Here is a 20,902-nt window from a genome sequence, read left to right on the forward strand (position 1 = left end):
TTGGGGTGGCTGCGGCTCTGATACTGCCTTACCGCGCGCCAGCTGCCTATAGCTCCCAGCTTGCAATCCGGCGAGGTTGTCACCAGCGCACAGTTGCCTGGATCAGTGGTGTAGATAGTCCCTTACCTTATCCGGGTGGTCCGTAAACAGGCCGTCGACTCCTAAATCCTCCGTATACATCCGCACAAGCTCTTCAAAATCCTCTGTGGTGGGAAGCAGCAGATCATCCGCGCGAAAAGTGTAAGGGTGAACCGCCAGCCCGACAGCGTGGGCGCGCGCCACTACACCATTGTCGCCAAAATTATCCCCCTGTTTTTGCACCAGCATCATGGCCCAGGGGCCTATGGCATCCGCGTAGCCCGCAATCCGTTTCAAACCGCCTTCTTCCAGCATCCAGTCGTAGTTGTAGTTGACCAGTTGTCCATCCACTTCGATCTTCTTTGTGCCCCAGGATGTCAGGGCGATCAATTGTACCAGCGGTATGCTCATGTTCATTCTGGGCAGCAGTTCGCGTTCGATACGCTGCAGTTCTTCTGCATCGAAGCTCTGTAAAAAGATTTTTTGCTGAGGATTGTCGTAGCCGTACTGTTTGAGCAGGGCCAGGGTCAGTTTGGCAATATCCTTGCCCTCGCGGTGGTGAAAAGCCGGATTCTTGATCTCGGGGTAGATACCTATGTCGTAACCGAGCGATAGATTCAGACCCTGGATCATCTCGATCTCTTCGGCCAGAGTGGCCAGCTTGAAGCTGGACCGCCAGAGTGGAAAGCGCTGGGGATACCTGGGAACTGTCTCGCCGTTGCGTCGGTCGAATGCCTCGGTCACGCGCAGGCGCTTGATTTCCTCCAGGGTAAAGTCGATGGTGTAAAAGTGGCCGTCGGGGCGGGCGCGGTGGGGGAAGACATCGGCCACGTCAGTGACGTGATCGAGATAAATATCGTGTAAGACGATAAGGTGGTCGTCTTTGCTGAGCACCAGATCCTGTTCTATATAGTCCGGCCGCATGCCATAGGCCAGTGCCTTGGATTCCAGTGTGTGCTCCGGCAGATAGCCGGAGGCGCCCCTGTGGGCGATGACCAGCGGTGCTTGGTCCCGGTCAAACTGGGCCGGGCTGGCGGCGGCGAGCGCGGCCAGCAGCAGGCCGGCGGCAATGGAGCAAAGGCTTCGCAACGAAAACATGGTTGGGTCCTATCTGTGAGTGAGATCGATGGTATTGTCACCCTTGAAAGCTGTGCAACTCAGCGAAATCGCTTGCTTTTTAGGGGCTGCGCCCGGCAGCGACGCATCTTAGCACCGTCTTAGCGCGGCAATTTGTTTAGAGCCGGGTTAATAACAGAGGATTATGACCATAGTTTGGCAGCGCACAGCCACTAGACCAATGCGTCGATGTCGGTATACAGGGTGACGACCGGCGGCTCAGGTTATTCGGGTACAGCGATATGCCGCCTCCGCTCGTTTGAGGAAATACCGCTGGCTGCAGTTGTTATTGCCGCTGGCCGATTACTGGACTATCTTGATCCACTCTCCCGGCTGTGGTTCGCCGCGGGGGTAGTAGCCGTTGAGCAGGCGCAGCTGCTCCTCTGGATAGTCGCCAATCTCCATGTGCCGCGCCAGGGATGCGAAGGTGGTTTTTTCGTTTGCCTGGACATACCGCAGCCGCTTGATATCGGGCTGCGTCACATCGCTTTCGCGCAGTGGCCGGAAGCTGCGGATGCTGGTCAAGAACAGATTGTCGTATTGTTCCGACTGCTCGTCCTCGGCCCCGGTGTCGCCGATAATTTTCCCTTCCATCAGGTATTGGCGGCTGCCGTAAAAAATAACCGCTACCCGGTCCGGCGCCTCTGCGCCTTTATCCTTGAGCTTGCCCGTATGGCCCTTGAGTCGATATTGGTTGAGGGCCTCACCCTGAAGCAGGCTCCGCACGTCGTAGGCCTCCCGCAGGGCCATGGACGGCGGCTGGTTGCTCTGCCGGCTGGAGACTTTGATGGTGATGCTGGCGGAGTTGTCCGGTGCTGTGCCGATAATCGCCGAGCGCCGGTTCTCCACCGTCCAGTTGTCCGGAAACAGCAGCGAGAACCCCAGGCGTTTGTGGCTGAAACGGTTCTTTTCCGACTGACGGGCGTTTTTACCGTATACCAGGCCATCGGTTTTTTCGCGGTAATATTCCATTTTTACCACTTTCTTGTCCTCGGGCAGCTGGCCGGCCGCTTGAACCACTTCCTGGAGTCGGATGTCGTTGCGCGGGTGGCTGGAGAAAACGCCGTGATAGGTTTTGGGCTCCTTGCCCTCGATACGGGCGCGGCGGCGGGCGAAGGTTTCCTGGTCTTTCAGCAGGCCGATGACGTTGATCATGGCCTGGGGGTCGTAACCGGCGTTATACATATACTGGGCGCCGAAGCGGTCCGCCTCCAGCTCCATTTCGCGCCCATAACCTTTCACCGCCGCAGTGCTCCACAGGTTGGCCACGTCGCCAACCACACCGCTGCCGGTTACCAGCACCGACAGAACCGAAGCGACGCTGGCGCCGGTGGCGGCGGTTCTCTGGCGCACCGCGTGGCGCGCCGTGATGTGGCCCACCTCATGGGCGAGCACGGCCGCTATCTCCGCCTCCGAATGCAGGTAGGTCAGCAGTCCGCGGTTGATGTAGACATAGCCTCCGGGCAGGGCGAAGGCGTTGATGTCCTGGCTGTCGATGATGGTGAAGTGATATTTCAGTTCCGGCCTGTCGCTGGCGGCGGCTACTTTCTGGCCCACATGGTCGACGTAGGCGGTGAGCACCGGATCCCGGTAAATGGGTGTACTGTCGATCAGCTTTTGATGCATTTCACGCCCGACCGCGATCTCCTTTTCCTCCGACATCAATACCAGGTCGGGGCGGTTGGTGGCCGGGTTGAAGGCGCAGCCGGTGGCCGCGGTGATCAGAGCCGCGATGGCAATCTTATAGAAATAATGCATCGGTTTTCTCCTTAGCAGGTTGTTGAAAAAGGCATCCTGCCTGTTTCAAAACACGAAAAGTGAAAAATGTGATTTTCACTTTTCTTCCAAAATCAACGACTTAGGTGTCGTCGATTTTGGCGGAACATTCATATACCGGTACCAAGCGTCGAAATTCTGCGAATTTCAACAGCCTGTTAGGACTTGCGCCCGGCTGCTCCCGACGGGAGCAAGAATTCCTGCAACTGCGATGCCATGCCCTTGCAGGCATTGGTCTGCACGCGGGCGATCAATGGAATCGGGATCACAATTGCCGGCATGTAGGAGGTACCCTTGGCGTCCGCACTGAGCTTGCCCGACAGTTCCCGATCGCGGAAATCCCACACCGAAGCTTCGTAGTCGGATTCCTTGTCCCAGGTTCCGAAGCCGAAACAGCCGGCGCCGCCGGTGCCGATGGAGCAGCCGATGGAGCCGGCGCTGGCGGTGGTCTCGGTGGAGCCGTCAATCCACACTATGTACTTTACGCCAAAGGCTTCCAGCCGCTCGCGCAATTGCGGGTTGTTCATCAGGCGGTCCAGGGAGCGCAAATGCATTGGCGCGGTGCGGGGCTCGAACCAGGGGTACATGGCGTCCACAAAATGCTTTTCCGGAATCACGGTTACGCCGAGTTCCGGGTCGTGCAGTTCGCGGCCGACACAGTCGATCAGGCCCGGTTCTGTCTCGTAATCACTGGAGTGGCGCCGGCCGAGGATGACCACAGAATCGCCCCGGGCGAGTTCGCCGCTACTGCGGCGATATTCGTCGATGACGACTGTGGTACAACCACTCAGCAGAGCGAGCCCGCAAACAAAAAGTGCTTTCATGGCGGTGACCTCCTGTTAATCCGCAATTTCCTGCGCGGCTGCCTCTGCCTGCTGCAGTGACAGTGCGCGCCTTTTGGCGACCAGCAGCGCCTGCATTTCCGGAACCCGAGTAAATCCGGTGTAGAGGGTGGCACCGGCGTCCCGCAATGCAACGTTGATTGCCTGTGCCAACGCCGCTTCCGGGGACTGCAGGAAGGCGGTCGGCGTCTTGCCGTAGGCGGTGATCACCCAAGTGGCGACCGAGGTGCCATCCGGTGCATAGGCGTTGATGTCGTACTTGATCCACACTTCGAAAATGTTGACCCGGGTTTCCCGTGGCATGGTGAACTGGAGTTCGCGGATCTCCGGTACTATGACCAGTTCGACGTCTCCGGGCAGATCCTGGGGGTAGCGGGCCAGGGGTATGGTCTCGGTGAACATGGCGCCGAGAACCGTTTCAAAGAGGTTTCTCTGTGCGCGGCCGGTGTCGATGTTCCACTCGTCCCGGTCTTCGCTGTCCTCGTGGTGCCTGTGCTGGCGGAATTCCTCGCTCAGGTATACACCCACGGTCAATGGGTGTTGCGGGCCCAGTGGGCGGGGAAAGCCCCCGTCTACGCGCACTGTGTGCGTGCAGGCGGCTGCCAGCAGCGCCACGGCGATTAGGGTGATTTTCGCGACTTCTGAAAATCCGTTTGTGACTTTGGCCATTGTCTACTCCTCGACTGGCTGTCGGCTATCTGAAATCGTTGAGTCCTACAAAAGTGCCGCCATTGCGATAGGTGAGTTCCCGCATCAGGGCGGCGAAGCGCAGGCCAGTGGTTTGCAGGTGCGGTGGCCGCGAGAACTGGATTGGGAACCCTATGGCGTGAATCCGTATGTTGCGCTTGGATTCACCGTATTGGGCATTCACCCTATCCACTGCCAGCATCACATTGCGGATCGATTTGCCGGTGAATTCATCGCCGAGTACATAGATGCTGATTTTCTTGTTGGGGTCGTAAAAACTTCGCACTGCCTTCTGAATGCCCTCGACCGGGCTGGAGTTACTGAAGGGGTTCCAGGAACGCAGGCGCTTGAGGATGGCGTCGCGACGCCCTGGGGTGTCGGGAATCCACTTGTTGCGGTAGTTGGAGAACATATAGTCCCCCATGTCATTCATCACCTGGATACCCTTGACGTTGGGATACAGGTCCAGGGTATTGACCATTTCGCCCATCATCCGGTCCCAGCCGTAGTTGAACATACTGCCGGACGTGTCGATGATGAAGAGTATGTACTCACTATCGACGGGGATACCGCCAATCACGTTATTCTTGCGCTGGTAGTTATCCCCTAAAAGGCGGCGCATCTCTTCGGTGAGGCTTTGCAGGGCCACGGTGAGTTCGCCGCGCACGCGCCCCTCCTCGGTCTCCCCTTCGGTTTTTGCGGCAAACTGAGCCTGCAGAGTGTCGAGTCTGCCGCGCAACTGCGCGATGCGCTTGCGTTCTATGTCCAGTTGTTCGCGTTTGGCGTTGAGGTCCCGGTTCAGGACACTGGTCTCGCCGCGGATCACGGCCAGCTGGCGGCGCAGCTCCGCCACCTGTCCGTCCAGGTCCTGTTCCGCCTCCTCCAGGATCACCGGCTCCACCGTCTTGGCGATCATCAAGAGCAACACTATGGCACCGAAGCCACAGCAGATGACGTCCAGGAACGATATGCTGAATTCATCCTGGTTGCGCTTGTTGCGGTTTCTTTTCATGGCCAGTCCCTCGAAGGTGCGAGAAAAGAGCCCTGGGTCTCCATGGCGAGCTTCCAGAATTCACTGGCCGCGAAGGGGTCCCCCTCCATCGGCGCAAGGATTACGTTGACGGGAACATTTTTGGGCAGGACCTTTACCGCCTGTTTAAACAACCTGCGGCGGTTCTTGCCGGAAATCGTGTTTTGACGCGGTCTGGACATGCCCTGGGTGGGCAGGCCGTCGGTGATCAGGATGATATTGTCCGGCAGGGGCGTCATACCGTTGATGGCGTTGAAAACTCTTTCCAGGCTGGTGCCGTCGGCGGGCACTATCTTGTCCAGCTCCTTGATGACTTTATCCAACTGGTCGCGGTCGTCCACGTTCAGCCAGCGGTCCTCGGTACCGGGTATCGCGGCCCGGAACCCGGTATTAAAAGTGTAGATCTGGTATTGGCTGTCCTGGGGAAACTGGGCCGTCAGCCAGGAGACGGTATTCACCGCGCGGCGCCATTTTGCCGTTCCGCGCTTGACGCGGTTGGACATGTTGCGGGTGCGTATTATTTTGATCAGTTCGTCGCCGAGCATACTGGCGGATGCGTCCAGCAGGATCAGAATGCGGTCGCCGCCAAGGCGCAGGCCGGTCAGGTACTGCCGGTCCCCTTCGCCCACATATTTGCGCACATTGTTGCCCAGCTTTTTGTTTTCCGCCTCCAGGTCTTCCTTGGCCTGTTCCAGCTTGCGCAGCTTTTCCTGCAGGCGCTTGATATCCTGCTTTTCCGTGTTGCTGTCTATTTCGGCGATATTGCCTTTGATTTCCTCGATTTGCTCGATGATCCGGCGGGCCAGGCCCTGTGTGTCAGCCAGTTCATCACTGGTGACATCCAGGGTATTGCGCGCCAAAACCAGATGCTCGCGGCCGAATCGCACTTCCTCTTCCAGCAGGTTGACCTCTGCGGACAGATCCTGGTTCTCGACTTCGATATCGTGGTCCGAGCCGTGTTTGATAATCAAAAAGATCAATGCTACGGCGCCAAAGCCGCAGGACATGATGTCGAGAAACGACAGGCTGAAGGTGGTAAATCGCCGTTTCTTACGCGCCATATTGCTCCACACTGATTGCGGTAATCACTTCTTCCGGATCCGGGCCCCCGATTCTGTCCCCAGCGCTCAGGTTCACCGGCGTGGCTATCTCCTCACCGTTGAGCACCAATTGCGCGCCCGCATCGACACGCAGCGCCAGGCGCCCGGCATGATTGGTGATGGTCGCCGCCGGGTGCTGTGGCGGAGTAGGGGTGACCTGTAGTTTTCCGGTCTGCCAGCTGACAAACAGCGGCTGCTGCGCGGCGAGTGCGCGACTGCCGAACAGCAGGTGCGTTGCCGCAGCCTCGGTAATGCTGCTGACCTGCACAACGACCTCTGCGGGCGCCGCGGCGCTGAGTGCCTTGACCAGGCGCGGGGCCTGACTATCGCTACGAATTTCCTTCCAGCGGCCCTCTGCTGCGGTGGCGATGCTGTTGTGAGGCAGCAGGTGGATGCGCTCCGCCAGCTGCGCGCCGCCGGGAATCTCGGCCCAGCGGTGGGAGGCGAATACGATACCCTTGGGGTGGGATAGATTCTCGATCAGCGCACGCACGCGGGACAGGAGTGGCGCACTGGCATCCTGGAGTTGGCGCAGGCTGACTTTGGCGGTGCGGTCGTCGAGTTCCGCCATTATTTCGCCCTGGCGCATGGCGCGGCCGACCCACTGTGGCATCAGATCGTAAAGTTGCTGCTCCGCTTCCGCAGAATGCAGCGGGTCGAAGCGGCACTGCATGATAAAGGCGTCGGTAAATACCCGCGCCCAGGCGTCCTGGAAATTCTGCAGGCCGCTGTCGTTGACGGTTTCGGCGCTTTCCAGCACCGCCTGTTCGCGGACCGAGACGCGGCTCACCAGTGTCTGGTGTCGCTGCAGTTCGACGTGCAGGTGTGTGCCGCTGGGGGCAGCGCCACTGACACAGGCAGCGGCCGTATCCACCAGTCCCGCAACCTCGACGGAGCTTTCCCGGACAATCCCCAGAAGCAGGGCCAGTTGTTCGTGGGTGAAGTTGCCCGGCACCGCGAGAACCATCTCCTGCGGCAGGTCGCAGTGATCGGCGATATCCTGCAGATGACAGTAAGCGAGATCGGCGTGGTGGCGGCAGCGGGCATTCTCTGATTTTAGGGTTTCGAGGCTGAGGCGGCGCCAGAATTGATTGTTCACCTGGGTGGGATGGCTGCGCGCACGCATCAGGGCCGCCGTGCCCACAAGAATTTTCTGCGCTTCTATGATCGCCACACCGGGGCTGTCGAGCACTTCATCGCAGCCTGAAAATACCCGCAGGCCGCAATCGTTGATTTCCAGTACACCTTTTGTCATCGCCGGCTCCTGTCCTTCGGCCGGAGTCTGGCCTCGACCCCGGCAAATGCCACACTTTGTGTACGCATACAATTACACCTGGGTTTCCACTAGCTGACCTTGAGGAAACGCAGCAGATTGTTGTCGCAGTAGTTCTGCGCGTCGAGAACCAGCCGTTCCTGCATCAGTTGTAGCTGGTGGGTGAAAAACATAATCACGATACTGATCACCAGGGCAATAAAAGTTGAATTGAATGCAACGCCGAGGCTGACAGTGACCCCGGCGATATCGCCCTCCACGGCGCGGTGAGCCTGGGACAGGGCTTCACCAATACCGCGCACAGTGCCGATAAATCCGATGGAGGGAATGGCCCAGGTGATATAACGCACCATGGCCAGCTCCGAATCCAGGCGGTCCCCCTCTGTGTCACATATTTCCTTTACGGAATTGGAGACGGCGGCGACGTTGCGGGTGGAGCCGAATCGCTGCAGGGCCGTAAGCAGTGCCCGCGGCAGCAGGAAGCGCCGCTCTTCCTCCGGCAGTGCCTGTATGGGGCGCGACAGGTCGCGGGCGTCTTCCGGTAAAATCGGCGTGCCCTCGCTGACATTGAGTAGTGCCTTGTCCAGCAACTGGCGTTCGCGCAGGCTGCGGCGCGCTTTCAGGCCCATTATGGCCATGGCCCAGAGCATCAGCACGAAACAGGCTTCCTGTTCGTAATCGCGCATGACGATGTAGAGTGAGCGCTGCTGTACATAGGTTTCACCCGCGGCCTCGCGGGCCAGCTGCTCCTCGATCAGAGCATCTGCATTGGGTCGGATTATGGCCACGTAAATCGCGTGCACCAGGATGATCGAACCCAGCAGTGCGAACAGCTGGAACAAAAAATCGGACGATTTAAATTTCATGGTGTGTCTTGCCTAAGTCCGGTTGTCGCCATTGTAAAAATCCCGCTCGGGCTGCTGCCTTGATGCCCGGCCGCCACTAGCGGCCTTCAAATATCCACTGGATAGGAGACTGACAGGTCCTCTGAGATCTCCTCGGTTGCCCGGTAGTCATCGGCATCGTTCTGTGTACTGGATTCACTGTTGCGGGCCTGTGCTGGAATAGTTTCCTGTTGCCCGGGTTTCCGCTCCGATTGCTGCTTCGTTTGTTGCTTTGGTTGCTGTTCCGCTTGCTGCTGCCCAGCTGTGTCTCCAGCTGTCTGTTCCTGTGCCGATACCGGCAGAGAGAGCAGGGTGGCTGCGCACAAAACGAGTAAAAATTGCATTGATAATTCTCCTAGGCCCTAGTCTACCCAGCGCGCCAGTCGGAAGCCGACGTCGTCCCGGGGTTCCGCACCATAATCGCGATAGGACAGTCGCAATTCGGTTAGGCCCGCGTGGCGCCAACTGGAGCCGCGAATAACATGGTAATCGCCGTCCTGCGGGCCCACAGGATTTTCCTCCCTGCGGGTGGAGAGACCGGTACCGATGGTATAGAGGTCGTTGACCCACTCGGAAACATTGCCACCGAAGTCGTGGATGCCGATGGCATTGGCCGCATAGGAGCCCACCGGGGCGGTTGCTGCGTAGCGGTCACTGTATGTACGCAACACCGCTGGCACCAGTTGGGCAGCGTTGCTGTCGGCGTAATTGCCGGAATTTTCGCGCACGGGCAGATTGTTGCCCCAGGGAAATTTGCGCATGCTGCCGGAGCTGTCGTCGTAGCGGGCGGCCCAGGCCCATTCTGCCTCCGTGGGCATCCGGTAGCCGTTGGCACTGATATCGAAACCGGTGACGCGCCCGGCGGAAATCTGATAGACGGGTTTTAGGCCTTCGCGCTCGCTGAGCCAGTTGCAGTAGCTGGCGGCATCGACCCAGCCGACATTCACGACCGGTAGCGTATCGTTGTCCAGACTGACCCCGTTGACGTGGCTGGAGCTGTGCATGCGTTTGAAGCGGCGGTATTCGCGATTGGTAACTTCGGTTGTGCCTATGTAGAAGGGGCGGGTCAGAGAAATGTTGCGTAGCACTTCATTGGCGCGCCGCCCCTGTTCGCGCCGGGAGGAGCCCATGGTGAATTGGGCGTTGGGGTGGAACAACTTGAGGCGGCCGCCGACACTGTTGGTAATCTCCGCTGGTATACGGCTCCAGCGTGCCTGTTCGGCGGTGAGCAGAACCGCGCGAATGCTCTGTTGCAGTTTTGCACTGGGCACTATGGTAGTCCGATATGCTTCATAGCCATCCTTGCGCACTACTATGTTGTGGCTGCGCGCCGGCAGGGTAAAACTTCTGCCGGTATTGCCCGCGAGTTTGCCGTCGATGAAAACCTGCGCATTGTCGGGGTTGCTGGTAATTCGCACTTCACCAAATACGGCGGTGAGGTCGACGCTCATATCCCGCTCTGCACTGGCACTGATGTCGATGGTGCGAACAACCGGTGCGTAGCCGTCTTTGAAAAATCGCAACTGGTGGCGAGTGCCGGAGGTCAGTTCCAGATCCATTGGGGTCTGGCCGCGAAACTCTCCGTTGACGGTGACGCTGGCTCCCGACGGGATACTGGTAAGGCGCAAAAGGCCGTCGGCGGCATAGAGGTCCACCGGCGCCAGTCGCTGGTCCACACCAGCAGTCACGGCTACCGGTACTGCCTCTGTTTTATACTGCCACAGCGAAAGCTCCACTATCCGGTCGCCCTGTATCAGTTCCGCGGTCAGCGGTGTTTTCCCCAGCACCTGCCCCTCGACTGTGATGGTGGCACCGGGAGGGTTGCTGCTGATTTGTACCTTGGCCCAGGCCGGGCGCAGCTTCGCCTCGATTCGCTGCGTATTGTCCAGGCCCTCCACTTCGATTTCGCGCGTAAACGGCAGATAGCGGTCGGTGAGTACTGTGATGCGTTTGTGCCCGGCGGCGATGTTTCGGGCCAGCCCCTCCTCGCTGGGTATCTCCTCGCCGTCGATCAGTATCCGCACCGCTACGGGCGGGTCGGTGACGACCTGCAGGTGGCCTGGCAGGCGCTCCAGGGTGACTGCGTGGCGGCTGTGTCCTTCACCGGTTACCTCCAGCTCGCCGCTCTTGGGGAGATAACCGCTGGCACTCACTGTGTAACGGTAGTGGCCGGGCAGCACCAGGTGGCCATCGCCCAGGGGCAGCGCCAGTCCGCTGATTCGCACATTGGCATCCGCCGGCTGGGTTTCGATAATGAGTGAGCGTGCGAGTAGCAGATAGACCAGCATCAGAATGCCGAGCAGCAGTGCTCCGGTAACCGCCAATAGGCGCGGCGACAGCAGAAGTCTTCTGCCTCCGGCCTCTTCATGCAGCGGAGAGAAGTCAGCGGGCTGGATGACTACCGAATGCCTCTCTGGGCGCTCGTCACTGCGAGCGGATACCGCTTCCTTCGCTGTCATTTATGGATTCCTGTTACTGCCTGCTTATCGACTTGTCGCTATTGTGTGACAATCCTGTCATCCTGGGTGCAGCCTGGGTTTCAGCGAGGCCCTTCAAGTGCCTTGTTCCGTGTCCTACAGCTTAGCCCGCAACCGGTCCGGCCATGCCTTTCGGTCAGGCGGTTGGCGTATAAATTACTTTATTGCAGATACTGGCGCCGCGTTCCAGTCCAGCATTCCCCGGCAAAAAAGTACAAGGAATTGGATGGGAAAATACCCTTGATGGTTCTGCCGGTCAGCTGTTATTGGCGCTGATTATTTTTTCTGCGCACTGTATGACCACCACGGGCGTCTCCGCACCGGGTTCCACGGTAAATTCGCGCCGCACGTCCCGGTAGCCGGCGCGTGTGCCCACTGCGGTATAGCGACCTGGTTTCAGCGCAATCTCCCGCTCGAGAAAGTTGCCCAGTTGCCCTACGTGGTAAATGGTCACCTGTGTGCTGCTATCGGATCTGAGCCTCACCGATACAGGAACCAGGGACTTGGCCAGAGCGGTGGTGAGGGCGTTGATCTGGCCCTGCAACCGCGGCGTGTCGCTGTGGATCTGGCGCGCGTCCGCGAGGACTTTGCGGGCGTACTGGTTGCGTTTGCTGGCACCTAGGGAGAGGGGGTCGTCCAGCAATTCCTGCAGCTGGTCGTCGAGTTTTGCACGGGCATCGGCCTGCGCCTTGCCGGTGATAGCCGCGACAAGGCTGGCATCCATTTTAATCAGCTCCGCATAGTGCGCGACGGCCTGGTGCCACTGTTCACTCTGCTCCGCCTGATGCGCGCTGGAAAAGAGCCGCTCGATCTGCTGCTGCTCCAGGCCGTTGTCGGCCTGCTGCAATCCGGCGGCCGGGTCCGGGGATTGAGGTTTGAGGGACTGGGCGCGCAGGAAAGCGGTTTTTGCGCGGGTGAAATCCCCGGCGGCGATGGCGGCATAGCCCGTCGACATCGCCTGGGTGTAGTTTCGTTCGCCGATAGCGGCGGTCACCTGGGGCAAAAGCTCCCTGGCCGGGCGGGTCTCGGGATCCAGGCGCAGCGCTTCACGCAGTGCTTCCTGCGCTTCGTCCAGCTCACCGGCTGCAAAGGCGTCCCGGCCGCGGGTGAACTGCTGCCATACCTGCGGCAGTTTGGCCGCGCGGTCGAGACCCTGCAGGCCCCGGGGGTGGCCCTCGGAAATCGTCAACACCAGTTCAAAGGCGGCCTGTGCGGTTTTGGCGTCGCCGCGCTCCAGCGCTGCCTGGCCGTCCGCCAAATGCTGTTCGATACGGGCGGGAATACTGTCGCGCAATTGTTGCAGTGCCGCGAGAGACGCCGAATATTTATCCAGGGCGCGCTTGAATTGGCGCTTTTGGTAGATACCGTCCGCCTCTTTGGCGAAGTCCAGCGCCGTTTGAAATTCGTCGTTCGCCCATTGGTCCACTTTGCGCTCTTCCAGCTCCTCCTGCTGTATCAGGATATCTGTCAGTATCTCCTGTACCTTGCGGCGCTGTTGCGCGATTTCTGCGTCGCTGTAGGGGGAGTTCCGGATCGCGGGTGTCGTTTGCTGGACCTGGTCAGTCGCGGTTTGGGTAATCGCCGGGTTGGTGGTGGGCTTGCCCACCATTTGCGGCAGCACGAAAAAGACGGCAAAGACGCCGGCCACAAGCAGTGCGCCCGGCACAATGATCTTCAGTCGCGGAGGGATTCTGGGCTGACGCTTGGGGGCGGTGTCGGTCTCCCGGCTGGTGTCGTCACTTTGCTCGCCCCCGAAACTGAATTCCGCCGGGCGGATCAGGTTGTCGTCTTGCGAGGATGAATTGCGGTGTTGCATACCGGGTCCGCCGGGCTGTGGTTATTTTAGGGGCGCAGGAAAACGCCTGCCGATCATGCCCACGCAGGTACATGGGCGTTCACTGGATCAGATTTGGGTTCCCAGTGCCCCTGTTTCCGCCTGATAAATTTCTCTCAGCAATTCGCGCCACTGGCGATACTGGTTTTCCACTGTGCCGGTCAGGGTTACCGTGCGGTCCTCCAACTCGACAATTTGCGGTTCCACCTCCGCCTGCATGGAGTCGCCCAGCTCCAGTAGCGCCTCCATATGCATTTTGGCTTCACTGCGGCGGTCAAAGCCACTCTTGATCAGGTAGCCGCCACCGGCGATCCCCACCTGACCCGCCGCTCGCGCACTGCCGGCACCAGAGCCCGCCGCCGCGATACCACCGATGATGGCCGCGGCACCCAGGATAGTGTGATTGCGCGCCTTGCGTTTCAATTCGCGCATCTGCTTGACTTCCTCGTAGCTGAGCGCGCGCCACTCCTGGTAGGGTTTTTCCATCGATTTGACGAAAGTGCCGTAGTAGCCCTGCAAGGTATCGACAAACAGGTAGTCGCGCTCCCGGATGCGCCGCACGCGGTTCAGCATAGGGTCATTCTCCGCCGGTAAAGCGGTGAGACGATAGATGCCATCCTTACTTCTGCTCAGATAGCGATCGAAGGCGTGGGGAGAAAAACTGCGTGCAAACTTTATTTCGGAAATGGTGCGCAATTCGGCGATCTGCCGGTTGGACAGCTTGCGCCGATACGCCAGCATATCGTTGGCGACATTGTTATAGATGCCCTGAAACGCATCCCCCTTGGTGGGGTGTTTGCGATCGTAGGCGTAGTGGGATGCGTGCTCGGAGTAGCGCTTGCTAAACCAGCGCTGTCCACGGGAATCGGTAACAGTGATATCCAGGGTCAGTGTTTCGCCATCGGATTGAACAATCACACCGGTTACGGTGACATCTATATTGGTGCGTATACTGGGTATAACCCGCACCGCTCCCCAGCCCTGGCTGGACTGCAGGGCCTCCGATAGTTTGACCGCCACGTAGCGGGATTCCGCCTGGCGCAGCTCCGGAAACACCAGGGTATCCTCTCCCGCTTCCACCCGGTCCAGGCCTGGGTTGAATTGCACCACCCCCACGTCCAGAAGGCGGTTTTCGGCAATTGTCGCGTCTTCGACAGTCAGTGGGGTAAAGGCGGTGGTACGCACCTCGGTGGTGGTGCAGGCAGTTGCCGCGAGCAGTGCCAGGATGGGCAGCGCGCGCACCATGGCAGTATGGAATAAACCGGAAATAGAAAAGTCCATATCAATTTCCCCTGCGGTTACCGCTTGGCGTTTTTGTATTTGCGATACTCTTCCCACAGTTTTTCCCGCAGCTCCGGATCCGTTTCTCGGGTGGCCGCTTCGCGGATTTGCCGTGCCACCACGTCGTCGTCGTTGCCGTCGGGAATATCCGCGGGTACCACCGGTGTGGTTCCCTTGTGGTCGAATTCGCCGATACGCCCCGCGGTCGGTGCGCCAGGGCCCGTAACCTGCCCGCTGGAGTTGTTTTGCTCGGCGCCACCGCCCTCCGGGCCACCGCCCGGGGGCTGCGGTATCTCCGCTTCAGCGGATTCGATCAGATCCTCCAGCGATTCGCCCGGGAGAGGTTCGTCCATGGATTCTTCATCATCCTGTGTATCCGCCGAGGGACGATTGCGGACATAATCCCGCTCGCGGAGGATCATGCCGTCGTAGCTGACCATGGTGGCGTCGAACTCACCTTCCAGCTCCGCCACACGTTCTGCGGAGCTCGCCGGGGCTTCATTGGGAGCGGAGCCGGACGCTGCCGGGCCGCCGGCGCTGGCCTGGGCTGCGCTCCTCGACGACGAACTGCCGCCACTTGCGGACGATGGGTTGCCGGAGGGCGCGGCATCGCTGGCTGCACTGCTGCTGGAGGAATTGGAGGATTCCTCTTCAGAAAAATCAATTTCGTCCGGCGGCTGTCCCTCCGCGCTGGTGGACGGGTCCGGCGGCATATTCCGCTGCTCTGGCGGCGTGTCCGCGTCGCTGTATGTCGGGGTGGCGCCACCCGGTTCACGCCCTCTTGGGTCCGGCGAGCCGTCGCGCGCCGATTCCCGGCGGCGGGCAGAATCTTCTCCGCCGTCGGAGCCACCGCTGGTCTGTCGACCCGGGTTCCTGCCGGATTCAATGGTCGGCATGGGGTTGCCCGCAGCGCCGGGCGGGCGCGGAGTACTGCCGGGAGACGTCCCCGCTGTCTGTGGCTGGCTGCCGCTGGGCGAGGGGGATGGACTGCTGGGCGAACTGGATTGCGATGACGACGAACTGGAGGAGGATGACTGGGATGGCTGTGCCGGCGGTTGTTGCTGGGTCTGCTGGGTATTACAGCCAGAGATAATGGCGCCAACCACTACTGCAGAGGCCAGGGCGGGCCAGCGGGATTGTTTGCGGCCGGGCCGCTGCGCCGCTTTCCATATCGTCATTTTATGTCTCCTGAGGTGCCGGGCAAATGCCGCCGTTCCGGTACTGTCTGGACGGTGATCGCCGCTTGGGTTACCGGGTTTCGGTGCCGCGCCAGTGAGCGGATCAATCGAAAACAAATCGCTGCACTATACCTTTGGTGTCCACCGGCTCACCCTGTTCAAATCTGGGACGAAATTTGGCGCGTTTTAGCGCGTTGCGAACCCGCGAGCGGATACTGACCCGATCCGACGGCCGCGCGTGCAGAATTTTGATATTGCGCGCCTTGCCGAACGCCGTCACATCATAGGACACAATGACATAGGATTCCGACAGTAGCCGCCGATCCTCGTCCAGCATCGGCAGTGAAGGCAGTGCGGTGGGGCGCCCGAAAATTTCCTCTATCTCCTGGTTGCTGGCGCCATTGTCCCACAGTGCCTGGTAGGCTTCGCCATAGGTTTTCTTGGCGGAATGCCATTTGTTGAACATCATATACCAATCGCCCAGTTCCACTTTCGCTTTTGCGGACGCCGCCGGGGGCGACTGCGGGTTTTTCTGATACACGTCCACGATGCGGGCTATGGCTTTTTTCCCGCTGGCAAAGCTGTTGAAGCGATAGTGGTCCAGTTGGGAACGAAGCTGGGGCTGTGGTTCGGAGGCGCCGGAAAAGCTGGTTTTGATTACCACTGGTTCCTGCGGTTCCCCGTCGTAGGTGGAGAGATAGTAGTTCGTAACCTTAAGGCCGCGCAGGGCATCCACCAGGCGTAAATCGTTGGCGCCGAAATTGTTGGTGATGATGTCCACCGCCAGCGAGTAGAGGTTTGTGGCACTTATCAGATGCTCTGACATGGTGCCGCCTTTTTCCTCTACGTAAGCCTGCAGGTGCCAGCGGCTCAGGTTGTCGATCACCGGCAGCATGCGGGGATCGTTCTCGCCGTAGTTTCTTACATAGAGCCAGTAGAGGTATTGATGGTTGTCGTTGGCATCCTCCCATTGATCCAGCGCTATCTGGCTTTCGATCATGCGCTCTATCATCGCCACCTGATTGAGGGAATAGAGGCCTCCGTTGACACGATTGATCAGCATGGCGCGGCGGAATTCCCTGATCGCCTCCTGGTGTGCCCCGGACCTCTGCAGCGCGGTGCCAAGGCCGAGCAGCTCTTCGTCCATGCCTGCGCCATAGGCGCCGTATTCCGCCTCTATCTGTTCGATGCGCTCGCGGTATCTGTCTATATCCCCGGAGGGGCGCAACTGTCTTTTGACGGTTTGCAGCGGGGTTGAGGCCGCCTCGACATAGGCAGGAGGCGGCGCATAGGCGTCTGCATCTTCCCGCGACCCAGGCTCCGCGCAGACGCGGCCACACAGCAGAGCTGTGGCTGTAAACATCAAGCCGATAGCAAATTTGTTGCTGGTATCTGTCTGTGTCACGGTCGAACCACTTCTGTTCCATGTTGAACTTCACCCACTCTCCACCACAGTTGGCGGCGAGTTTGGGCACGGCTATCCGCTCTGGCACTGGCGCCGCGCGGAGTTTCTCTCCCTGAAGTGTGGTCCTATATCCCTGACGGTGCCCGGAGTGATTTAGTTCCGGTCTCCAGAGTGGTCGGAGGTGTAAAACTGCGCCGTTCTGGAGTTTGCGCTCCCGGCGCCTGTTATCCGGCGCCTGGGATACGTACAAATTTGAGTATAGCCAACGGCAGATGGCCCTCTGCCGGACAGTTTGGAATGGCTCGCCTATTATTTTTATCTACGGAGGGTAACATCACTTCGGTTTGGTCGTCCGAATATAAAGCCGTGCATGGATCACAAAAATAGGATAAAAAATACGTCAATAGGCAACTGCATTGAGTGGTGATCACCTGTGGATCCAAATATCCTCCCGGTTTTGGCCTCCCCTGTGCTCCTAGGGCCTGTTCACACTAACGGAGTTGGCCCTGTTGTGACAGAAAAGGTGCCAATCGAGGCAAGAGGAGCGCGGTTTGGTTGTTCCAAATGAGCGACGAGCAACGAAGAGTGGCGCCTTTTCCGGCACAACCCGAAGGGCTGCCCCTGGTTTCGCGCCCTGCGGCGTTAGAAGTTGCTTATGTGGACTCACCACACTCCGCAATTCCTGCCTTGCAGGCCACAAAACCTGAAGCAGCAGGGCTATCTCAGTTAGTGTGAACAGGCCCTAGTGTAGTTGCTTGCACACCCGTCCCCGACGACCTGCGAGCGTGATGGCCTTCTGGAGCAATCCGGTTATTTTTGGTATTTCTGTCCTAGCAGCATCGGTTTAACAGGGTTGTGCTGTGCGCACTAGTACAGATGCTTGGGCGGCGCATTTGGATTGCTTACCGTGAGAGGCCATAATCGGCGCGTCAGATTTACAGGAGAGTCCCGGTGAGTGTAACAATTGATCCCGCCGTTGCAGCTTGTTTGCGCGGCTTCGAGCCACCGGAGAGGCTGGGTTTTGGCTCTGTAATGGCGCCGGTCATGTTTCGCGCAACCTGCCAAGACGGGGTGTGGAGTAGTGGTGAACTGCGTCCCTATGCCCCCCTGGCTCTGGACCCGGCGGCAAAAGTATTGCATTACGCGCAATCCTGTTTTGAGGGATTGAAGGCCTATCGGGTCCGGGGGAATGAGGTGTGCCTGTTTCGACCCGAGCGCAACGCCGACCGGCTTGCGCACTCGGCGGAGCGCCTGTGCATGCCGGCGGTACCTGTGTCGCTGTTTATGGAGGGTGTTAGGACAGTCGCCGCCTACTGTGCCAATCTGATTCCCGCCAGCAGCGGCGAGTCCCTCTACCTGCGGCCAATACTGCTTGGCACACAGCCGGACCTATCCGTATCGGCGAGCAATGCGTTTGAATTCCTGGTGATCGCCAGTCCTTCGGAGGCCTACCATACTGGAAACATGCGCCTGTGGGTTGAGCGACAGGATGCCCGTGCCGCCCCTGGCGGCACTGGTGACGCCAAAGTGGGAGGCAACTATGCGGCCTCATTGCGGAGTACCGCGCAGTTGAAGCAACGCGGCTTCGACCAGTCCCTGTGGCTGAACCCGGCCGACCACCGCTCCATTGATGAGCTTTCCGGGATGAACTTTTTTGCGGTAATGGAGGGAGAACTGCACACCCCGGCGCTGAATGGCTCCATCCTCCCCGGGGTGACCCGGGACTCACTGATCGCCATCGCACGCCATCATGGACTGGTGGTACACGAGCGTGTGATGGATATCGACGATCTGTTGGCGCTGGTGCAGTCGGGCACCTGTAGCGAAGCCTTTGCCTGCGGCACGGCAGCCATCGTCAGCCCCATCAGTGTGCTGGGGGATGGCGAGGCCAGCTACCAGTTGCACCAGGTACCCGGCCCAGTGTCCGAAATGTTGCGTGGTGCCCTGCTGGATATCCAGGAGGGGCGGGCCGAAGACCGGTTTGGCTGGATGCAAAGGGTTGAAGCGGTGTCTTTAGGCGACTGATAGTTGTAGAGCGCGCCACTTTTGTTTCTAAGCAGTCTTTCCTGTATTTCACTTGATTTCGCGGTGGTTCCCCAGCGCGATATTCGCTAACCCGTATCCCTTAGTGCTTTCCCCAAATGCTGCTGTATTATTTGCTGCAGCGATACTGCCGGACTCTATTACCGGGTCAATTTGTAGCAATCTTTAACACCCAAGTGTTTCCTGCAGAAACGCTTGGGGAAAGTTCACCGCCAGTCGCCCTTCAGTCGTTGACTTGAACGACCGAAGTGCTACAACTGGAGCGGCAAGATAAGAAAGGCTGGAACTTTGGGAATGACCTGTTTGCGGTATTCTCACTTTGATAGGCAGTATCCAGATCAAATTGAGTCTCAGGGTCTCGCCCCGAAATTCCGTGCAAAGAGCGAGGAAAGACGGGATGTTGAGCCATATGTACGGATTGCTGATACAGCCGCGTAGGCAGTGGCAGCAAATTGGAAACCTGTCGGAAAAAAATCTCCGTCGGCAAATTACCTATGTCATAGTGTTGGCGCTGTTGCCGGCGCTGGCCTGGTATTTTGGCACCACCAGGGTGGGCTGGAGTGTCGGTGGCGGAGAGCCGGTGCGTATCACCCGTGAGAGCGCCCTGTCGCTGGTAGCCGTGTTCTATTGCACAATGGTACTGGCCGTGGTTGCCATTGGTTACTTCATCCACTGGATGGGTAAGACCTATGGCGCTGAAACTTATCCCATGAAGGGTATAGTGATCGCCGGCTTTACCGCCACGCCAATTTTCCTTGCCGGCGCCGCCGGTTTTTATCCGCTGCTGTGGCTGGATATTCTGCTCGCTACCGGGGCGGCGGCCTATGCGGTTTACCTGCTGTATCTGGGGATACCCATCGTGATGGGGGTATCGGAAGAGCGCGGTTTTCTGTTCGCCAGCGCCATAGTTACCGTATCACTGGTAATGGCAGTGCTGGTCATGGTGGGAACTGTGTTGTTCTGGAGTTTCGTGTCTGCACCGGTATTCCACTGAACTTGGCTCCATGCCGGGCTTGAGCATTAGGGCCAGCTCAGTGAGTGTGAGCCGGCCCTAGTCAGTCGATATATCCTGTGCCAACCGGCCGACCTCTGTTCCGGCCCCGCCCGGGTTGTAGCGCAGCAGGAGTTGGTAACCGTTGGCCAGCTGCCGCTGGTCCGATGTGGCACTTCCGCGTTCCAGCTCAATTTCCACCAGGGATCTCGCCACCTGCACCGGCTCCATATCGGTGCAGTGGATGCTCATTGCCTCTATATTGGCATCGGCACTGACGACGGCATACTCGACAATCTGCAGGAGCAGGCGCTGGCCCTCAGCGCGCAGGACATAGCCGGGCCCCTCTGCGAGTTTCAGGTGATATTTTGTCGCTCCCCAGGGGCCGTCACAACGGATGGCCTGGTATTCCTTGGAGGCCTCTTCGCCCGCGATCACTCCGGAGCTGAAAGCATCGAAGTCACTGTCGAGCCCCTGGCGCGCAGTGAGCCTGTCACCGGATGGAGTGACTATCTGCAGTTCCAGCAGGTCGTCAGCCGATGCAGCCGTGCTGCAGCAGGCGCTAAGCAGGAAAAGAAAGGCTCGGGCGTTCATGGTGATCTTTGGATTCCAGGCTGACGGTTGCAGAAAATCCCGGCTCAGTCCGCCGGGAAACTGGGCGTTTAAGCAGAGACTCGGCAGACACTAACCCGGGGTGGGCGCTACGGCAAGCTAGAGCCACCCCTCATCCCCATCCCACGGATAACCCCTGTCCTCGACAATCAGTGTCACCGGCGCGCTTGCCCACCGCGAAACGATTGGATAAGCTCTTTAGGCGACTGACGTCTCCAGCAATATCTGCAATCTAATTGGTACAAACGTACCTTTTGAGTCAATGAGTGGCAGAATCCGAGTGCGTCGGACGGAA

At 59.1% G+C, this 20,902-nt stretch carries 17 protein-coding genes; 2 read left to right on the forward strand and 15 right to left on the reverse strand.

The window, feature by feature from the left end; genetic code table 11:
- Nucleotides 1-102: 102 nt before the first annotated feature.
- The 14 genes from glpQ to AB1S50_RS04075 form a co-directional block, all read right to left on the reverse strand.
- Entirely contained in the window at nucleotides 103-1,176 is a 1,074-nt protein-coding gene (gene glpQ / locus AB1S50_RS04010) for a glycerophosphodiester phosphodiesterase (protein ID WP_367149159.1), read from the reverse strand.
- Between the two features lie 321 nt (nucleotides 1,177-1,497).
- Nucleotides 1,498-2,952 carry a M48 family metalloprotease gene (locus tag AB1S50_RS04015; protein ID WP_367149160.1) on the reverse strand — a complete coding sequence of 485 codons (1,455 nt, stop codon included), beginning with the start codon at nucleotides 2,950-2,952 and terminating at the stop codon, nucleotides 1,498-1,500.
- A gap of 176 nt (nucleotides 2,953-3,128) precedes the next feature.
- Entirely contained in the window at nucleotides 3,129-3,794 is a 666-nt protein-coding gene (locus AB1S50_RS04020; RefSeq protein ID WP_367149161.1) for a hypothetical protein, read from the reverse strand.
- A 15-nt stretch (nucleotides 3,795-3,809) separates the two neighbouring features.
- Nucleotides 3,810-4,481 (reverse strand): hypothetical protein, encoded by a 672-nt coding sequence (locus tag AB1S50_RS04025; protein ID WP_367149163.1) that lies wholly within the window; start codon nucleotides 4,479-4,481, stop codon nucleotides 3,810-3,812.
- Between the two features lie 25 nt (nucleotides 4,482-4,506).
- The gene (locus AB1S50_RS04030) at nucleotides 4,507-5,511 is read right to left on the reverse strand and encodes a VWA domain-containing protein (RefSeq protein WP_367149165.1); all 1,005 of its coding nucleotides are present in this window, start codon (nucleotides 5,509-5,511) and stop codon (nucleotides 4,507-4,509) included.
- Nucleotides 5,508-6,590 (reverse strand): VWA domain-containing protein, encoded by a 1,083-nt coding sequence (locus AB1S50_RS04035; protein ID WP_367149166.1) that lies wholly within the window; start codon nucleotides 6,588-6,590, stop codon nucleotides 5,508-5,510. Before AB1S50_RS04035 ends, AB1S50_RS04030 begins: the two co-directional genes overlap by 4 nt.
- Nucleotides 6,580-7,884 (reverse strand): FHA domain-containing protein, encoded by a 1,305-nt coding sequence (locus tag AB1S50_RS04040; RefSeq protein ID WP_367149167.1) that lies wholly within the window; start codon nucleotides 7,882-7,884, stop codon nucleotides 6,580-6,582. Before AB1S50_RS04040 ends, AB1S50_RS04035 begins: the two co-directional genes overlap by 11 nt.
- A gap of 89 nt (nucleotides 7,885-7,973) precedes the next feature.
- Nucleotides 7,974-8,768: a MotA/TolQ/ExbB proton channel family protein gene (locus AB1S50_RS04045; RefSeq protein WP_367149168.1), complete on the reverse strand. Its 795-nt coding sequence runs from the start codon at nucleotides 8,766-8,768 to the stop codon at nucleotides 7,974-7,976.
- An 86-nt stretch (nucleotides 8,769-8,854) separates the two neighbouring features.
- Nucleotides 8,855-9,130 carry a hypothetical protein gene (locus AB1S50_RS04050; RefSeq protein ID WP_367149169.1) on the reverse strand — a complete coding sequence of 92 codons (276 nt, stop codon included), beginning with the start codon at nucleotides 9,128-9,130 and terminating at the stop codon, nucleotides 8,855-8,857.
- Between the two features lie 18 nt (nucleotides 9,131-9,148).
- Entirely contained in the window at nucleotides 9,149-11,245 is a 2,097-nt protein-coding gene (locus tag AB1S50_RS04055) for an SUMF1/EgtB/PvdO family nonheme iron enzyme (RefSeq protein ID WP_367149170.1), read from the reverse strand.
- Between the two features lie 274 nt (nucleotides 11,246-11,519).
- On the reverse strand, nucleotides 11,520-13,079 hold the full coding sequence (locus AB1S50_RS04060; RefSeq protein ID WP_367149171.1) for a tetratricopeptide repeat protein: 1,560 nt from the start codon (nucleotides 13,077-13,079) through the stop codon (nucleotides 11,520-11,522).
- A gap of 87 nt (nucleotides 13,080-13,166) precedes the next feature.
- A complete protein-coding gene (locus tag AB1S50_RS04065) occupies nucleotides 13,167-14,378 on the reverse strand; it encodes a hypothetical protein (protein ID WP_367149172.1) in 1,212 nt (403 codons plus the stop codon).
- A gap of 17 nt (nucleotides 14,379-14,395) precedes the next feature.
- The gene (locus AB1S50_RS04070) at nucleotides 14,396-15,556 is read right to left on the reverse strand and encodes a hypothetical protein (RefSeq protein WP_367149173.1); all 1,161 of its coding nucleotides are present in this window, start codon (nucleotides 15,554-15,556) and stop codon (nucleotides 14,396-14,398) included.
- Nucleotides 15,557-15,659: 103 nt separating this feature from the next.
- Nucleotides 15,660-16,961, reverse strand: coding sequence for an energy transducer TonB (locus AB1S50_RS04075; RefSeq protein ID WP_367149174.1), 1,302 nt, complete (start codon nucleotides 16,959-16,961; stop codon nucleotides 15,660-15,662).
- A 951-nt stretch (nucleotides 16,962-17,912) separates the two neighbouring features.
- Between AB1S50_RS04075 and AB1S50_RS04080 the strand changes: the two genes are divergently transcribed.
- Nucleotides 17,913-18,986: a branched-chain amino acid aminotransferase gene (locus AB1S50_RS04080; protein WP_367149175.1), complete on the forward strand. Its 1,074-nt coding sequence runs from the start codon at nucleotides 17,913-17,915 to the stop codon at nucleotides 18,984-18,986.
- A gap of 415 nt (nucleotides 18,987-19,401) precedes the next feature.
- The gene (locus AB1S50_RS04085) at nucleotides 19,402-19,998 is read left to right on the forward strand and encodes a Yip1 family protein (RefSeq protein ID WP_367149176.1); all 597 of its coding nucleotides are present in this window, start codon (nucleotides 19,402-19,404) and stop codon (nucleotides 19,996-19,998) included.
- A gap of 57 nt (nucleotides 19,999-20,055) precedes the next feature.
- Here the strand turns inward: AB1S50_RS04085 and AB1S50_RS04090 are convergent, their stop codons facing one another.
- Nucleotides 20,056-20,589, reverse strand: a complete 534-nt coding sequence (locus AB1S50_RS04090) for a hypothetical protein (RefSeq protein ID WP_367149177.1) — start codon at nucleotides 20,587-20,589, stop codon at nucleotides 20,056-20,058.
- Nucleotides 20,590-20,902 lie beyond the last annotated feature (313 nt).

The sequence above is a fragment of the Microbulbifer discodermiae genome (assembly GCF_040742695.1).
Classification (GTDB): domain Bacteria; phylum Pseudomonadota; class Gammaproteobacteria; order Pseudomonadales; family Cellvibrionaceae; genus Microbulbifer.

Excerpts from the sequence above, each read along its gene's own strand:
- AB1S50_RS04030 (WP_367149165.1), bottom strand. The coding sequence starts at position 5,511 with ATGAAAAGAAACCGCAACAAGCGCAACCAGGATGAATTCAGCATATCG.
- AB1S50_RS04065 (WP_367149172.1), bottom strand. The coding sequence starts at position 14,378 with ATGGACTTTTCTATTTCCGGTTTATTCCATACTGCCATGGTGCGCGCG.
- AB1S50_RS04090 (WP_367149177.1), bottom strand. The coding sequence starts at position 20,589 with ATGAACGCCCGAGCCTTTCTTTTCCTGCTTAGCGCCTGCTGCAGCACG.
- AB1S50_RS04040 (WP_367149167.1), bottom strand. The coding sequence starts at position 7,884 with ATGACAAAAGGTGTACTGGAAATCAACGATTGCGGCCTGCGGGTATTT.
- AB1S50_RS04015 (WP_367149160.1), bottom strand. The coding sequence starts at position 2,952 with ATGCATTATTTCTATAAGATTGCCATCGCGGCTCTGATCACCGCGGCC.
- AB1S50_RS04045 (WP_367149168.1), bottom strand. The coding sequence starts at position 8,768 with ATGAAATTTAAATCGTCCGATTTTTTGTTCCAGCTGTTCGCACTGCTG.
- AB1S50_RS04085 (WP_367149176.1), top strand. The coding sequence starts at position 19,402 with ATGTTGAGCCATATGTACGGATTGCTGATACAGCCGCGTAGGCAGTGG.
- AB1S50_RS04055 (WP_367149170.1), bottom strand. The coding sequence starts at position 11,245 with ATGACAGCGAAGGAAGCGGTATCCGCTCGCAGTGACGAGCGCCCAGAG.
- AB1S50_RS04050 (WP_367149169.1), bottom strand. The coding sequence starts at position 9,130 with ATGCAATTTTTACTCGTTTTGTGCGCAGCCACCCTGCTCTCTCTGCCG.
- glpQ (WP_367149159.1), bottom strand. The coding sequence starts at position 1,176 with ATGTTTTCGTTGCGAAGCCTTTGCTCCATTGCCGCCGGCCTGCTGCTG.
- AB1S50_RS04035 (WP_367149166.1), bottom strand. The coding sequence starts at position 6,590 with ATGGCGCGTAAGAAACGGCGATTTACCACCTTCAGCCTGTCGTTTCTC.
- AB1S50_RS04070 (WP_367149173.1), bottom strand. The coding sequence starts at position 15,556 with ATGACGATATGGAAAGCGGCGCAGCGGCCCGGCCGCAAACAATCCCGC.
- AB1S50_RS04025 (WP_367149163.1), bottom strand. The coding sequence starts at position 4,481 with ATGGCCAAAGTCACAAACGGATTTTCAGAAGTCGCGAAAATCACCCTA.
- AB1S50_RS04020 (WP_367149161.1), bottom strand. The coding sequence starts at position 3,794 with ATGAAAGCACTTTTTGTTTGCGGGCTCGCTCTGCTGAGTGGTTGTACC.
- AB1S50_RS04060 (WP_367149171.1), bottom strand. The coding sequence starts at position 13,079 with ATGCAACACCGCAATTCATCCTCGCAAGACGACAACCTGATCCGCCCG.